Source organism: Enterobacter sichuanensis, assembly GCF_009036245.1.
Taxonomy (GTDB): domain Bacteria; phylum Pseudomonadota; class Gammaproteobacteria; order Enterobacterales; family Enterobacteriaceae; genus Enterobacter; species Enterobacter sichuanensis.
In genome coordinates, this window is the sequence record NZ_CP027986.1 from 2,826,376 (window position 1) to 2,841,353 (window position 14,978).

Below are 14,978 nucleotides of genomic sequence, written 5' to 3' on the forward strand. Positions count from 1 at the left end.
ATATCGGCTAAATCGAATTACGATTTCATCAATTTATGAAATCGTTTACACCCATGAGCGTCCTGTTAACATGAACATGCTGGAAAAAATCCAGTTTCAACTGGAACACCTTAGCAAATCCGAGCGTAAAGTGGCCGAGGTCATTCTGGCTTCTCCCGCGCAGGCGATCCATTCAAGCATCGCCGCTCTGGCACAGGAAGCGGGTGTGAGCGAACCGACGGTCAATCGCTTTTGCCGCAGCCTGGAAACACGCGGCTTCCCTGATTTTAAACTGCATCTGGCACAAAGTCTGGCTAATGGCACCCCCTATGTTAATCGCAATGTGGATGAAGACGACAGTGTTGATGCCTATACCGCGAAAATATTTGAATCAGCCATGGCCTCGCTTGACCACGTCCGCCAGTCTCTGGATATGAACGCCGTGAATCGCGCGGTGGATCTCCTTACCCAGGCCAAGCGAATCGCGTTCTTTGGTCTCGGGTCGTCGGCGGCCGTGGCGCATGACGCCATGAACAAGTTTTTCCGCTTTAACGTCCCGGTGATTTATTCCGATGACATTGTGCTGCAACGCATGAGCTGTATGAATTGCAGTGAAGATGACGTCGTGGTACTGATTTCGCATACCGGCCGCACCAAGAGTCAGGTCGAGCTGGCGCAGCTGGCCCGTGAAAACGATGCCATGGTTATCGCGCTTACCACGGCGGGCACGCCGCTGGCCCGTGAGGCGACGTTGGCGATCACGCTCGACGTACCGGAAGACACCGATATTTATATGCCGATGGTCTCCCGCCTGGCGCAGCTCACGGTGATTGACGTGCTGGCGACCGGTTTTACCTTACGTCGGGGGGCAAAATTCCGGGATAACTTGAAGCGGGTCAAGGAAGCGCTTAAGGAATCGCGTTTTGATAAAGAATTGCTTATAAAGAGCGATGTTCGATAGTTGATAACGAAGACGTAACGAATAATTACGATGTAACGATTTACGGCATTCGGTCCACTCGCTGCTGCCTTGCGGCAGATGATGGCCGATTCAATGTTCACGCAACACCAAAGTTGTTTCAGTCAACGGAGTATTACATGTCCAGAAGGCTTCGCAGAACCAAGATCGTAACCACCTTAGGCCCGGCCACCGATCGTGATAATAATCTCGAGAAAATTATCGCCGCTGGCGCCAACGTGGTGCGTATGAACTTCTCTCACGGTACGCCAGAAGACCATAAATTACGTGCCGATAAAGTGCGTGAAATCGCAGCAAAACTGGGCCGCCACGTCGCTATTCTTGGCGATTTGCAGGGTCCTAAGATTCGTGTTTCAACCTTTAAAGAGGGGAAAGTTTTCCTCAATATTGGTGATAAGTTCCTGCTTGATGCCAACCTGGGCAAAGGCGAAGGCGATAAAGAGAAAGTCGGTATCGACTATAAAGGCCTGCCAGCGGACGTGGTACCGGGCGATATCCTGCTGCTCGACGACGGTCGCGTACAGCTGAAGGTGCTGGAAGTTCAGGGCATGAAGGTGTTCACCGAAGTCACCGTCGGCGGCCCGCTCTCCAACAATAAGGGCATCAACAAACTGGGCGGTGGACTCTCTGCGGAAGCGCTGACTGACAAAGACAAAGCGGACATCGTGACCGCGGCGCTGATTGGCGTTGACTACCTGGCGGTCTCCTTCCCGCGCTGCGGCGAAGACCTGAACTATGCGCGTCGTCTGGCACGTGATGCTGGTTGTGATGCCAAAATCGTTGCGAAAGTTGAGCGTGCGGAAGCCGTTTGCGATCAGGATGCCATGGACGATGTGATCCTCGCGTCTGACGTAGTGATGGTTGCGCGTGGCGACCTGGGTGTGGAAATCGGTGACCCTGAGCTGGTCGGGATCCAGAAAGCGCTGATCCGTCGCGCACGTCAGCTGAACCGCGCGGTGATCACCGCCACTCAGATGATGGAATCCATGATCACCAACCCGATGCCAACCCGTGCGGAAGTCATGGACGTGGCCAACGCCGTACTGGACGGTACCGATGCGGTGATGCTCTCGGCGGAAACCGCTGCGGGTCAGTACCCTGCAGAGACCGTGGCCGCCATGGCGCGCGTCTGCCTGGGCGCTGAAAAGATCCCGAGCATCAACGTCTCTAAACACCGTCTGGACGTGCAGTTCGACAACGTGGAAGAAGCGATTGCCATGTCCGCCATGTATGCCGCGAACCACCTTAAAGGCGTAACGGCGATCATCACCATGACCGAATCCGGCCGTACCGCGCTGATGACCTCGCGTATCAGCTCCGGCCTGCCGATATTCGCCATGTCTCGTCACGAACGTACGCTGAATCTGACGGCGCTGTACCGCGGTGTGACGCCGGTACACTTCGACAGCACCAATGACGGCGTGGCCGCGGCGCACGATGCCGTAAACCTGCTGCGCGACAAAGGCTATCTGGTCTCAGGTGATATCGTTATCGTGACCCAGGGTGATGTGATGAGCACCATCGGCTCAACCAACACCACGCGCGTACTCACAGTCGAATAAAACGGAAATGTGCGATCCCCTCTCCCCTGTGGGGAGAGGGACAGGGTGAGGGGTGTTTTTTATTTCGTTGGATACAGCTCTTTGCGTTTATACGGCTCTTTTTCACCCGGCTTACGCGTTTTGAGCAACTTCAGGATCCACGTGTACTGCTCAGCATGCGGTCCCACCAGAATCTCCACCTCTTCATTCATGCGACGGGCGATGGTGCGATCGTCCGCGGTGAGTAGATCGTCCATCGGCGGACGCACCTCAATGCTCAGGCGATGGGTGTTGCCATCGTAGGTCGGGAAAAGCGGGATCACGCGGGCACGGCACACTTTCATCAGGCGGCCAATCGCGGGCAGTGTCGCCTTATAGGTTCCGAAGAAATCCACAAACTCACTGTGCTCCGGGCCGTGGTCCTGATCCGGCAAATAGTAGCCCCAGTATCCCTGACGCACAGACTGAATAAACGGTTTAATACCGTCATTTCGCGCATGCAGGCGGCCACCAAAACGACGACGTACGGTATTCCAGACGTAATCGAAGATCTTGTTGCCCTGGTTGTGGAACATTGCCGCCATCTTCTGACCCTGGGAAGCCATCAGCATGGCAGGAATATCCACGCCCCAGCCGTGCGGAACGAGAAAGATGACTTTCTCCTCGTTGCGTCGCATCTCGTCGATAATCTCCAGCCCTTTCCAGTCAACGCGCTCCATGACCTTCTCCGGCCCTTTCAGCGCCAGCTCAGCCATCATCGCCATTGCCTGCGGGGCGGTGGTATACATTGCGTCAATAATGGCCTCGCGCTCGGCATCGCTCTTTTCCGGGAAGCAGTAATAGAGGTTAATTTGCGCGCGGCGACGGGCGCTTTTGCCTAAGCGTCCGGCCAGTCGGCCTATTTTGCCCAGAACAGGATCGCGAACGGAGGCCGGCAGCATCGCGATGCCCGCAAAGGCGTAAACGCCAAGCCAGGCGCCCCAGTTGCGCGGATGACGAAAGGATTTTTCAAACTCAGGAATGTATTCAATATTGTTTTTTTGGGTTTCCATGCTGGATCCAGGGTCTGATGACGCGAAATTTAATGCAGATAGTGTAGCGAGGCAGTCGCCCACGCACAAAAGAAAAAGCCGGCGCATACTGACGCCGGCTTTTTTAACAAAAGCAGGAAGCTTAGTTTAAGCTCAGCTGCGGCACCACCTCTTTTACCTGCGCCAGGTAATCAGTACGATCTTTACCCGTCAGGCCTTCGGTGCGCGGCAGTTTCGCCGTCAGCGGGTTCACCGCTTGCTGGTTGATCCACACTTCATAGTGCAGGTGCGGGCCGGTGGAACGTCCGGTATTGCCGGAGATGGCGATACGGTCGCCACGCTTCACTTTCTGGCCCGGTTTGACCAGCAGCTTACGCAGGTGCATATAGCGAGTGGTGTATGTACGGCCATGACGCACCGCGACATAATAACCGGCTGCACCGCTACGTTTAGCAACCACCACTTCACCATCCCCTACCGCCAGTACCGGCGTGCCCTGCGGCATAGCGAAGTCAACGCCACGGTGCGGCGCGACGCGTCCGGTGACCGGGTTCAGGCGACGCGGGTTAAAGTTAGAGGAGACGCGGAACTGTTTGGCTGTCGGGAAGCGCAGGAAACCTTTCGCAAGTCCCGTACCGGTGCGGTCATAGAACTTACCGTCTTCGGCACGGATCGCGTAGTAATCTTTGCCCTCGGAGCGCAGACGTACCCCCAGCAGCTGGCTTTGTTCGCGCTTGCCATCCAGCATTTCGCGGGACATCAGGACGGAAAACTCATCGCCCTTCTTCAGTTTGCGGAAATCCATTTGCCACTGCATGGCTTTAATCACCGAACTGATTTCAGCGCTGGTCAATCCTGCATCGCGCGCGCTGGAGACAAAGCTCGCGCCCACGGTACCTTTCAGTACGCTGTTAACCCAGTCGCCCTTCTGCATTTCGCTGGTCATCTTGAAACCGTTTGCAGTGCGATCGTAGGTGCGGGTTTCACGGCGGGACATTTCCCAGGTCAGGCGTTGCAAATCCCCGTCTGCGGTTAATGTCCAGGAGAGCTGTTGCCCGATTTTCAGGTTGCGAAGATCTTTATCAGCAGCCGCCAGCTGGCTGATATTGCCCATGTCGATGCCGTACTGGTTCAGCACGCTGCTGAGCGTGTCCCCGGTTGAAACAACGTATTCGTGGATACCCGCTTCGTTTTCGGTTTTATCGTCCAGCTCATCCTGCGGGATGGCTTCATCTTCCTGGGCCGCCTGGTCAATCGGTTCACTGGCTTCAGGCAGCAAAGAACGGATTTCGCTCTTCTCAAGCTCTATGGTTTTGATGATAGGGGCAGAACTCGGGTGGTAAACATAGGGCCGCCAGACGGCGACCGCTAAGGTGAGAACTGTAAGCGACCCCAGCATAACGCGGTGGGGTCGAGGCAGATTGTTAAATGCCAGAGCGACAGAGCGGGCTATCTGTTGCACGTATTCACTTCCTCGTTAATCTCCTTTCAGGCAGCTCGCATACTGGTTCGCCAGTTGGCTGAGGAACTGCGAATAGCTCGCTTTGCTCAACTGGATATTCGTTCCTAGCGGGTCAAGGGTCCCCATGCGCACGGATGTCCCCCTGGCCACGGCTTCTACGACCGCTGGCCTGAACTGTGGCTCAGCAAAAACGCATGTTGCTTTTTGCTCAACCAGCTGTGTTCTGATTTCATGTAAACGCTGCGCACCAGGCTGAATTTCAGGGTTGACGGTGAAATGACCCAGCGGGGTCAGGCCGTAGTGTTTTTCGTAATAGCCGTAGGCGTCATGAAAAACGAAATACCCTTTTCCTTTCAACGGTGCGAGCTCATTACCTACCTGCTTATCGGTTGCGGCTAATTGTGCCTCAAAATCCTTCAGGTTGGCGTCAAGTTTGGCTCGACTTTGCGGCATAAGTTCCACTAATTTGTCATGGATTGCAACCGCCGAAAGCCGCGCTATCTCTGGGGAAAGCCAAAGATGCATGTTGTACTCGCCGTGATGGTGATCCTCATCACCTTTTTCACTGTCAGCATGATGATGGTCATGTTCGTCACCGTCGTCATCCGCGCCTTTCATGAGCAGCGGTTTCACTCCGGGAAGTGTGGCAATCGCAACCTGTTTTTCGCCCGCGATCTGTTTGGCCGACTTCTGCATAAACGCTTCCATTTCTGGTCCAATCCAGACCACTAAGTCTGCGTTTTGTAAGCGTTTTACATCCGAAGGGCGCAGGGAATAGTCATGCTCAGATGCCCCATCCGGGAGTAAAACCTCAGTCTGTGTCACCCCATCAGCAATGGCCGACGCGATGAACCCGAGCGGTTTAAGCGAAGCGACAACGGCAGCGTTAACATCTTGTGCGGTTGTACCCCAAAGGGCAGCGGATAATGCTGCGAAAAGAAGCGTATTTTTATGTAACATAATGCGACTAATCATCGTAGTGAATGCGTGAAATGTGATATTATAACATTCGTTGACTTCTTCAAGCTTAAAATGACATGACGACATTGGTTTCTCTTGAAAATATTTCGGTCTCATTTGGTCAGCGCCGCGTCCTCTCTGACGTGTCGCTGGATCTGAAGCCCGGTAAAATTCTAACGCTGCTCGGCCCCAATGGCGCAGGTAAATCGACCCTGGTGCGCGTGGTGCTGGGTCTGGTCGTCCCCGATGAAGGCGTGATCGCGCGCGAGGAAAAATTGCGAATCGGCTATGTGCCGCAAAAACTTCACCTCGATGCCACGCTGCCCCTGACGGTCAGCCGTTTCCTGCGTTTGCGTCCCGGCACGCGGAAAGCGGATATTCTCCCGGCACTGAAACGCGTGCAGGCGGGTCATCTTATCGATACGCCGCTGCAAAAACTCTCTGGCGGCGAAACGCAACGTGTTTTACTTGCCCGCGCGCTGTTGAGCAGCCCACAGCTGCTGGTCCTGGATGAGCCCACCCAAGGGGTGGATGTTAACGGCCAGGTCGCGCTGTACGACCTCATCGACCAGCTGCGCCGGGAACTGAACTGCGCGGTGCTGATGGTCTCCCACGATTTACATCTGGTGATGGCGAAAACCGATGAAGTGCTGTGCCTCAACCATCATATCTGCTGTTCCGGCACGCCAGAAGTGGTATCAATGCATCCGGAATTTATCTCCATGTTCGGCCCTCGCGGCGCTGAACAGCTGGGCATTTATCGCCATCATCATAATCATCGCCATGATTTACAGGGACGAATCGTTCTGCGTCGGGGAAATGGACACTCATGATTGAACTATTACTGCCCGGCTGGCTGGCCGGGATTATGCTTGCCTGCGCCGCGGGGCCGCTGGGCTCGTTTGTGGTGTGGCGCAGAATGTCCTATTTCGGTGATACCCTGGCGCATGCGTCTCTGTTGGGCGTTGCCTTTGGCCTGCTGCTGGATGTAAATCCCTTCTATGCGGTGATTGTCGTCACGCTGCTGCTCGCGGCCGGTCTGGTCTGGCTGGAAAAACGTCCTCACCTTGCCATCGACACGCTGCTGGGCATCATGGCGCACAGCGCCCTGTCCCTGGGTCTGGTGGTGGTCAGTCTGATGTCGAATATCCGTGTCGATCTGATGGCCTACCTGTTCGGCGACCTGCTGGCCGTGACGCCGGAGGATCTGATCGCTATCGCCATTGGCGTGATCGTGGTCCTGGGGATTTTGCTCTGGCAGTGGCGTAATCTGCTGGCGATGACCGTCAGCCCCGATCTGGCGTTTGTCGACGGCGTGAAGCTGCAGCGTGTAAAACTACTGCTGATGCTGGTGACGGCGTTAACCATAGGCGTGGCAATGAAGTTTGTCGGTGCGCTGATTATCACCTCACTGCTGATTATTCCGGCCGCCACGGCGCGTCGTTTTGCGCGTACGCCGGAGCAGATGGCCGGCGTGGCGGTTGTCGTCGGCATGATTGCCGTGACGGGGGGATTAACCTTCTCGGCGTTCTATGACACGCCTGCGGGGCCGTCCGTGGTGCTGAGTGCGGCGGTGTTATTTATCTTCAGTATGATGAAAAAGACCGCGCAGTAGTCAGTATGTCCCCGGTGGCGCTTCGCTTACCGGGGCTACAAAACCCTTCCCCACTCAGGGCATCGCCGGCGGCGTAATGCCGAAATGATTCCACGCCCGCACTGTTGCCATGCGTCCACGCGGGGTGCGCTGCAGGAACCCCTGCTGGATGAGATACGGCTCAAGCACATCTTCGATCGTTTCGCGCTCTTCACCGATCGCCGCCGCCAGGTTATCCAGCCCAACCGGACCGCCAAAGAACTTGTCCAGCACCGCCAGCAGCAGCTTGCGGTCCATATAGTCAAAACCTTCAGCATCAACGTTCAGCATATCCAGCGCCTGCGCGGCAATCTCGGCTGAAATCGTGCCATCATGCTTTACTTCAGCAAAGTCGCGCACTCGGCGCAGCAGACGGTTAGCGATACGCGGCGTGCCGCGGGAGCGCTTCGCCACTTCAAACGCCCCTTCTTCGCTCATATCCAGCCCCATGTAGCGCGCGCTGCGTCCCACAATATGTTGCAGGTCCGGCACCTGATAAAACTCCAGGCGCTGCACGATACCAAAGCGGTCACGCAGTGGAGAGGTTAACGACCCGGCACGGGTGGTGGCACCAATCAGGGTAAACGGCGGGAGGTCGATTTTGATGGAGCGCGCAGCCGGCCCTTCACCGATCATGATATCCAGCTGGTAATCTTCCATCGCCGGATAGAGCACCTCTTCCACCACCGGTGACAGGCGGTGGATCTCATCAATAAACAGTACATCATGCGGTTCGAGGTTGGTCAGCATCGCCGCCAGATCGCCCGCCTTCTCCAGCACCGGGCCGGAGGTGGTGCGCAGATTGACGCCCATCTCATTGGCGACGATATTCGCCAGCGTGGTTTTCCCCAACCCCGGAGGACCAAAGATCAGCAGGTGATCGAGCGCATCGCCGCGCAGTTTTGCCGCCTGGATGAAAATTTCCATCTGGGAACGGACCTGCGGCTGGCCGATATACTCATCAAGCAGTTTCGGGCGGATCGCGCGATCCACCACATCTTCTGCCTGAAGGGTGCCTGCCGATACCAGGCGATCTGCTTCAATCATCCTTTACCTCACAATGCAGCGCGCAGCGCTTCACGAATCAGGGTTTCACTGCTGGCATCCGGTGTGGCAATTTTGCTCACCATACGGCTGGCCTCCTGAGGTTTATAGCCCAGCGCCACCAGCGCAGCAACCGCTTCCTGCTCGGCATCATCATCCGTCGCAGGCGTGCCAGGGGACGTCAGTACCAGATCGGCCGCCGGGGTGAAGAGATCGCCATGCAGTCCTTTAAAGCGGTCTTTCATCTCGACAATCAGGCGCTCGGCGGTTTTCTTGCCGATGCCAGGAAGTTTAATCAGCGCCGCAGGATCTTCACGCTCAACGGCATTCACAAACTGCTGAGCTGACATACCGGATAAAATTGCCAGCGCCAGTTTCGGCCCCACCCCATTAGTTTTAATCAACTCGCGGAACAGGGTGCGTTCCTGTTTGTTATTGAAACCGTACAGCAGTTGCGCATCTTCACGCACCACAAACTGGGTAAAGACAATCGCCTCTTTGCCCGCGTCCGGCAGTTCGTAGAAACAGGTCATCGGCATATGGACTTCATAGCCCACGCCACCCACTTCCAGCAGCACTAACGGGGGTTGTTTTTCAATGATGATGCCTCTGAGTCTGCCTATCACGTGACGCTCCTGCGTTCTGGAAGAAATTAACTGCCGACATAATAAAAAAAGGCTGGATAAACATCCAGCCTGATTTGTCATTATCGTAACCTGCCGCGCGCCAGATTGAGCCGCGACTCGCTCATTTGCATCGCGTTCTGGCTGACGTGGCAGTGGGTAATCGCGATAGCCAGCGCATCCGCGGCGTCGGCCTGCGGGTTCGCGGGAAGCTTCAGCAAGGTCCGCACCATGTGCTGCACCTGGCTTTTCTCCGCGCTACCAATCCCCACCACCGTCTGCTTGACCTGTCTTGCCGCGTATTCGAATACCGGCAAATCCTGGTTCACCGCCGCCACAATGGCCACCCCCCGCGCCTGACCGAGCTTTAACGCCGAATCGGCGTTTTTCGCCATAAAGACCTGCTCGATGGCGAAATAATCTGGCTGAAACTGGGTGATGATCTCCGTTACGCCTGCATAGATAAGCTTCAGGCGTGACGGCAGATCGTCCACTTTGGTGCGAATACACCCGCTGCCAAGGTAGGTTAGCTGGCGTCCTACCTGACGGATGACGCCATAACCGGTGACGCGTGAGCCAGGGTCAATCCCGAGGATAATCGACATCACGCGTCTCCTGTAACGGATTTACACGCTCTCATCAGAGAGTCGCTGCAACCTCATCAGAGATTTCACCGTTGTGATACACTTCCTGCACGTCGTCACAGTCTTCCAGCATGTCGATCAGACGCAGCAGTTTCGGCGCGGTTTCCGCATCCATGTCTGCTTTGGTAGAAGGGATCATGGAGACTTCCGCGTTGTCCGCTTTCAGACCCGCCGCTTCCAGCGCATCACGCACGGCACCCATCTCTTCCCACGCGGTGTAAACATCGATTGCGCCATCATCGTAGGTCACGACGTCTTCCGCACCGGCCTCCAGCGCCGCTTCCATGATCACATCTTCGTCGCCTTTCTCGAAGGAGATGACGCCTTTTTTGCTGAACAGGTAGGCCACGGAACCGTCAGTCCCCAGGTTACCACCGCATTTGCTGAAGGCATGACGCACTTCTGCAACGGTACGGTTACGGTTGTCAGACAGACATTCAACCATCACCGCGGTACCGCCAGGGCCGTAACCTTCATAAATGATGGTTTCCATGTTCGCGTCTTCATCACCGCCCACGCCACGTGCGATAGCACGGTTCAGCGTGTCACGCGTCATGTTGTTAGACAGCGCCTTATCCACCGCCGCGCGCAGACGCGGGTTAGAAGCCGGATCGCCGCCGCCCAGACGCGCTGCAGTCACCAGCTCGCGAATAATTTTAGTAAAGATCTTACCGCGCTTGGCATCCTGTGCCGCTTTGCGGTGTTTGGTGTTGGCCCACTTACTATGACCTGCCATAAAAAGTTCTCCAAAAATCGCGCCTTCTCAGGCTGCGTTAATTACAAATTCTTCAATCGCCTGCCGGTTGCTCCACGACTTGGTCAGTGCGGCGGCATCCGCCGCTTTCACCCAGCGGTAGGTCAGGTGTTCGGTAAACACGATCTCCCGCTCATGGGGAAGCGCGAGACAGAACCACGACTCCGTATTGCGCTCGGTACCCGGCGCGTAGCGATGACGTAAATGGCTAAAAATTTCAAACTCCACCGTACGCTGACAGTCCTTCAGGGTCAGTTGCTCGCGGGCAACATCAATGGCGACCTCTTCCTTTACTTCGCGCGCGGCGGCCTGCAACGCGGTTTCCCCCTCTTCCAGACTGCCGGTAACCGACTGCCAGAAATCAGGGTCATCGCGCCGCTGCAACATCAGCACCCGCTTCGTGTCTTCTGCATAGATGACCACCAGGACCGAAACGGGAAGCTTATATGTCATATCAGTTTTTCTCTTCCTTCTTCACCACGTCAATGCCCAGCTCAGCCAGCGCGGCCGGGTTGGCAAAGCTTGGCGCTTCGGTCATCAGACACGCTGCTGCGGTGGTTTTCGGGAAGGCAATAACATCACGGATGTTATCGGTGCCGGTCAGCAGCATGGTCAGACGGTCAAGACCGAAAGCCAGACCCGCATGCGGAGGCGTACCGTATTTCAGCGCGTCCAGCAGGAAGCCGAATTTCTCGCGCTGCTCCTGCTCGTTGATGCCCAGGATACCGAACACGGTCTGCTGCATTTCACCGCTGTGAATACGCACGGAGCCGCCGCCCACTTCGTAGCCGTTGATGACCATATCGTAGGCGTTGGCGACCGCATCTTCCGGTGCCGCTTTCAGCTCTGCAGCCGTCATGTCTTTCGGCGAGGTGAACGGGTGGTGCATCGCGGTCAGACCGCCTTCACCGTCATCTTCGAACATTGGGAAGTCAATCACCCACAACGGCGCCCATTTGGACTCGTCGGTCAGGTTCAGATCTTTACCCAGCTTCAGACGCAGCGCGCCCATCGCATCCGCTACGATTTTCTTGTTATCTGCGCCGAAGAAGATCATATCGCCGTCTTGCGCGCCGGTGCGCTCAAGGATCGCTTCCACGATCTCCGCGTTCAGGAATTTCGCGACCGGGCTGGTGATCCCTTCCAGGCCTTTCGCGCGCTCGGTGACTTTAATATAAGCCAGACCTTTCGCGCCGTAGATCTTGATGAAGTTGCCGTAGTCGTCAATCTGCTTACGGCTCAGTGCCGCACCGCCCGGTACGCGCAGCGCAGCGACACGGCCTTTGGCGTCGTTAGCCGGGCCGGCAAAGACCGCAAATTCTACGGATTTTACCAGGTCCGCCACGTCCACCAGCTCCATCGGGTTACGCAGGTCCGGTTTATCAGAGCCGTAGCGACGCTCGGCTTCCGCGAAGGTCATGATCGGGAAGTCGCCCAGCTCAACGCCTTTCACGTCGTTCCACAGGCTACGCACCAGCGCTTCCATCACTTCACGCACCTGTTCGGCGGTCATGAAGGAGGTTTCCACATCGATCTGGGTAAATTCTGGCTGGCGGTCAGCACGCAGGTCTTCGTCACGGAAGCATTTCACGATCTGATAATAGCGATCGAAGCCGGACATCATCAGCAGCTGTTTGAACAGCTGTGGAGACTGTGGCAGCGCGTAGAATTTGCCTTTATGAACGCGGGATGGCACAAGGTAATCGCGCGCGCCTTCCGGCGTGGCTTTGGTCAGCATCGGGGTTTCGATGTCGAGGAAACCGTGGTCATCCATAAAACGGCGCACCAGGCTGGTGATTCTCGCACGTGTTTTCAGGCGCTGAGCCATTTCCGGGCGACGCAGATCCAGATAGCGGTATTTCAGACGCGCTTCTTCAGTGTTGACGTGGTTGGAGTCCAGCGGCAGCGCTTCAGCACGGTTGATGATCGTCAGATCGGACGCCAGCACTTCAATGGCACCGGTCGCCATGTCCGCGTTGACGTTTTTCTCGTCACGCGCACGCACGGTGCCGGTGACCTGAATGCAGAACTCATTACGCAGCTCAGAAGCCAGTTTCAACGCGTCCGCACGATCCGGATCGAAGAACACCTGAACGATACCTTCGCGGTCGCGCATATCGATGAAGATAAGGCTACCAAGATCACGACGACGGTTGACCCAACCACACAGGGTCACCTGCTGTCCGACGTGGGACTGACGCAGCTGCCCGCAATATTCTGTACGCATGAGATATCCCTTAATTAGCCGCAGGCTAAATGTCGCCTGGCGTGCAGGCTACTATGTCGCAGCTTTCTGTATGTCACAACTGGATGAAAAAAGGCGGCTATTATACTGGAAATTCCGCCGGACGATAAGAGCGAACCACGGCCAGACGGTCGTTTGCTGCACGCTTATTGTCTATTCTCACAAAAATTAACAAAATTATCCGACCGATAACAGGCCATCACGTCGTATGGTGTCTGGAAGTGGTTAATTTAACGGGAGTAACGATGTTAACATTTGATGCCAGCAAAACCGCGCTTGTTGTGATTGATTTACAGGAAGGCATACTGCCCTTTGCCGGTGGCCCGCACAGCGCGGACGACGTGGTAAGCCGCGCCGCTCGCCTGGCGGAAAAATGTCGCGCCAGCGGTGCCCCGGTGGTTATGGTCCGTGTCGGCTGGTCAGCCGATTACGCCGAAGCGTTAAAACAGCCCGTTGACGCACAGGCTCCTGCGCGTGCCCTGCCGGAAAACTGGTGGACGTACCCGGTCTCACTCGGCAAACGCGACAGCGACATTGAAGTGACTAAACGTCAGTGGGGCGCATTTTACGGCACCGATCTCGAGCTACAGCTACGCCGTCGCGGCATCGACACCGTTATTCTGTGCGGCATTTCCACCAACATCGGCGTGGAATCTACCGCCCGTAACGCATGGGAGCTGGGCTTTAATCTGGTGATCGCCGAGGATGCCTGCAGCGCCGCCACCGCGGAACAGCACCAGGGCAGCATGACCCATATCTTCCCGCGCATTGGCCGCGTGCGCAGCACGGATGAGATTTTACGCGCGCTATGATGTATGTCGGTTTGCCCCAGTGGTCGCACCCGAAATGGGTGCGCCTTGGCATCACCAGCCTTGAGGAGTATGCCCGACACTTCAACTGTGTCGAGGGTAACACCACCCTGTATGCGCTCCCCAAAGCAGAGGTTGTTGCGCGCTGGCGGGAACAAACGACGGATGACTTCCGCTTTTGCTTCAAGTTTCCGGCCACCATTTCCCACCAGGCCGCGCTGCGCAACTGCGGAGAGTTGACCGAAGAATTTTTTACGCGTATGTCGCCGCTGGCGAACCGGATTGGTCTGTACTGGCTCCAGCTTCCCGCCACCTTTGCCCCGCGCGATCTGCCTGCGCTCTGGCAGTTCCTGGATGCCCTGCCCCGTGACTTCACCTACGGCGTTGAAGTCCGACACCCGCAATTCTTTGCGAAGGGCGAAGCGGAAAAAGCCCTCAATCGCGGCCTGCTTGAGCGTTCCGTTAACCGGGTGATCCTCGACAGCCGCCCCGTCCACAGCGCCATCGCGCACAGTGAAGCGATTGTGGATGCCCAGCGCAAAAAACCGAAAGTGCCAGTTCACGTCATTGTGACCGCGCAGAACCCGATGGTCAGGTTTATCGGCAGCGATAATATGCAGCAAAACCAGGCGATGTTCGCCGTCTGGCTGCAGACATTAGCGAAGTGGGAACAGACCACCACGCCGTATCTCTTTTTGCACACGCCGGATATCGCCCAGGCACCCGAACTGGTCGATGCTCTGTGGCAGGCCTTGCAGGCTGCGGTCCCGGCCGTAGGAAGCGCCCCTTCCATTCCACAACAATCTTCTCTTTTCTGATATCACCCCCTATCATAGGGAAGTGCCATCTGCCAAAAACAGGGAGTTTGTATGGTCAGCGCGCTGTATGCGGTGTTAGGTGCATTACTGCTGATTAAGTTTTCATTTGATGTTGTGCGCCTCAGAACGCAGTACCGCGTCTCTTACGGCGACGGCGGATTTTCCGAGCTACAAAGCGCTATCCGCATTCACGGCAATGCGGTTGAATATATCCCCGCGGGATTAATCCTGTTGCTTTTTATGGAGATGAATGGCGCAGAAACGTGGATGGTACACATCTGTGGCCTGCTGCTGATTGCTGGCCGGCTAATGCATTATTATGGCTTTCACCATCGCCTGTTCCGCTGGCGTCGTTCCGGCATGAGTGCGACCTGGTGTTCACTTTTGCTGATGGTGCTGGCTAACCTGTGGTATATGCCGTGGGAGTTGGTTTTCTCCCTCCATTAGCGCACAATA

16 protein-coding genes are annotated in these 14,978 nt (G+C 56.1%); 7 read left to right on the top strand and 9 right to left on the bottom strand.

Annotated elements, in window-relative coordinates; genetic code table 11:
• Positions 1–70: 70 nt before the first annotated feature.
• Both C1N69_RS13640 and pyk read left to right on the top strand, forming a co-directional pair.
• Positions 71–940, top strand: coding sequence for a MurR/RpiR family transcriptional regulator (locus C1N69_RS13640; protein WP_155031376.1), 870 nt, complete (start codon positions 71–73; stop codon positions 938–940).
• Between the two features lie 137 nt (positions 941–1,077).
• Positions 1,078–2,520: a pyruvate kinase gene (gene pyk / locus C1N69_RS13645; RefSeq protein ID WP_020883399.1), complete on the top strand. Its 1,443-nt coding sequence runs from the start codon at positions 1,078–1,080 to the stop codon at positions 2,518–2,520.
• Between the two features lie 59 nt (positions 2,521–2,579).
• Here pyk and lpxM read toward each other — a convergent pair whose 3' ends face one another.
• The 3 genes from lpxM to znuA form a co-directional block, all read right to left on the bottom strand.
• The gene (lpxM, locus tag C1N69_RS13650) at positions 2,580–3,551 is read right to left on the bottom strand and encodes a lauroyl-Kdo(2)-lipid IV(A) myristoyltransferase (RefSeq protein ID WP_045286372.1); all 972 of its coding nucleotides are present in this window, start codon (positions 3,549–3,551) and stop codon (positions 2,580–2,582) included.
• Between the two features lie 121 nt (positions 3,552–3,672).
• Complete coding sequence (mepM, locus tag C1N69_RS13655; protein ID WP_025756921.1) at positions 3,673–4,992, bottom strand: murein DD-endopeptidase MepM; 1,320 nt, start codon at positions 4,990–4,992, stop codon at positions 3,673–3,675.
• Between the two features lie 15 nt (positions 4,993–5,007).
• Positions 5,008–5,952, bottom strand: a complete 945-nt coding sequence (gene znuA / locus C1N69_RS13660; RefSeq protein WP_047959829.1) for a zinc ABC transporter substrate-binding protein ZnuA — start codon at positions 5,950–5,952, stop codon at positions 5,008–5,010.
• 77 nt (positions 5,953–6,029) lie between these two features.
• Here znuA and znuC point away from each other — a divergent pair, with 77 nt between their 5' ends.
• On the top strand, positions 6,030–6,785 hold the full coding sequence (gene znuC / locus C1N69_RS13665) for a zinc ABC transporter ATP-binding protein ZnuC (protein ID WP_155031377.1): 756 nt from the start codon (positions 6,030–6,032) through the stop codon (positions 6,783–6,785).
• Positions 6,782–7,567, top strand: a complete 786-nt coding sequence (gene znuB / locus C1N69_RS13670) for a zinc ABC transporter permease subunit ZnuB (protein ID WP_155031378.1) — start codon at positions 6,782–6,784, stop codon at positions 7,565–7,567. Before znuC ends, znuB begins: the two co-directional genes overlap by 4 nt.
• 54 nt (positions 7,568–7,621) lie before the next feature.
• On the opposite strand, the gene ruvB is transcribed toward znuB, so the two are convergent.
• The 6 genes from ruvB to aspS all read right to left on the bottom strand — a co-directional run bounded on the left by ruvB (position 7,622) and on the right by aspS (position 12,877).
• Positions 7,622–8,632 (bottom strand): Holliday junction branch migration DNA helicase RuvB, encoded by a 1,011-nt coding sequence (ruvB, locus tag C1N69_RS13675; RefSeq protein WP_025756924.1) that lies wholly within the window; start codon positions 8,630–8,632, stop codon positions 7,622–7,624.
• Between the two features lie 8 nt (positions 8,633–8,640).
• Positions 8,641–9,255, bottom strand: coding sequence for a Holliday junction branch migration protein RuvA (gene ruvA / locus C1N69_RS13680; protein WP_155031379.1), 615 nt, complete (start codon positions 9,253–9,255; stop codon positions 8,641–8,643).
• A gap of 80 nt (positions 9,256–9,335) precedes the next feature.
• On the bottom strand, positions 9,336–9,857 hold the full coding sequence (gene ruvC / locus C1N69_RS13685; protein ID WP_014832404.1) for a crossover junction endodeoxyribonuclease RuvC: 522 nt from the start codon (positions 9,855–9,857) through the stop codon (positions 9,336–9,338).
• A gap of 34 nt (positions 9,858–9,891) precedes the next feature.
• Positions 9,892–10,632, bottom strand: coding sequence for a YebC/PmpR family DNA-binding transcriptional regulator (locus C1N69_RS13690; protein WP_045286369.1), 741 nt, complete (start codon positions 10,630–10,632; stop codon positions 9,892–9,894).
• A gap of 27 nt (positions 10,633–10,659) precedes the next feature.
• On the bottom strand, positions 10,660–11,103 hold the full coding sequence (gene nudB / locus C1N69_RS13695; RefSeq protein WP_155031380.1) for a dihydroneopterin triphosphate diphosphatase: 444 nt from the start codon (positions 11,101–11,103) through the stop codon (positions 10,660–10,662).
• Position 11,104: 1 nt separating this feature from the next.
• The gene (gene aspS, locus C1N69_RS13700) at positions 11,105–12,877 is read right to left on the bottom strand and encodes an aspartate--tRNA ligase (protein ID WP_059386787.1); all 1,773 of its coding nucleotides are present in this window, start codon (positions 12,875–12,877) and stop codon (positions 11,105–11,107) included.
• A gap of 263 nt (positions 12,878–13,140) precedes the next feature.
• Between aspS and C1N69_RS13705 the strand changes: the two genes are divergently transcribed.
• The 3 genes from C1N69_RS13705 to C1N69_RS13715 are packed head-to-tail and all read left to right on the top strand — an operon-like array spanning position 13,141 to position 14,969.
• Complete coding sequence (locus C1N69_RS13705) at positions 13,141–13,707, top strand: hydrolase (protein WP_155031381.1); 567 nt, start codon at positions 13,141–13,143, stop codon at positions 13,705–13,707.
• Positions 13,704–14,522 (top strand): DUF72 domain-containing protein, encoded by an 819-nt coding sequence (locus tag C1N69_RS13710; RefSeq protein ID WP_155031382.1) that lies wholly within the window; start codon positions 13,704–13,706, stop codon positions 14,520–14,522. Before C1N69_RS13705 ends, C1N69_RS13710 begins: the two co-directional genes overlap by 4 nt.
• Positions 14,523–14,573: 51 nt before the next feature.
• Positions 14,574–14,969 (top strand): MAPEG family protein, encoded by a 396-nt coding sequence (locus tag C1N69_RS13715; RefSeq protein WP_025756930.1) that lies wholly within the window; start codon positions 14,574–14,576, stop codon positions 14,967–14,969.
• Positions 14,970–14,978: the final 9 nt, after the last annotated feature.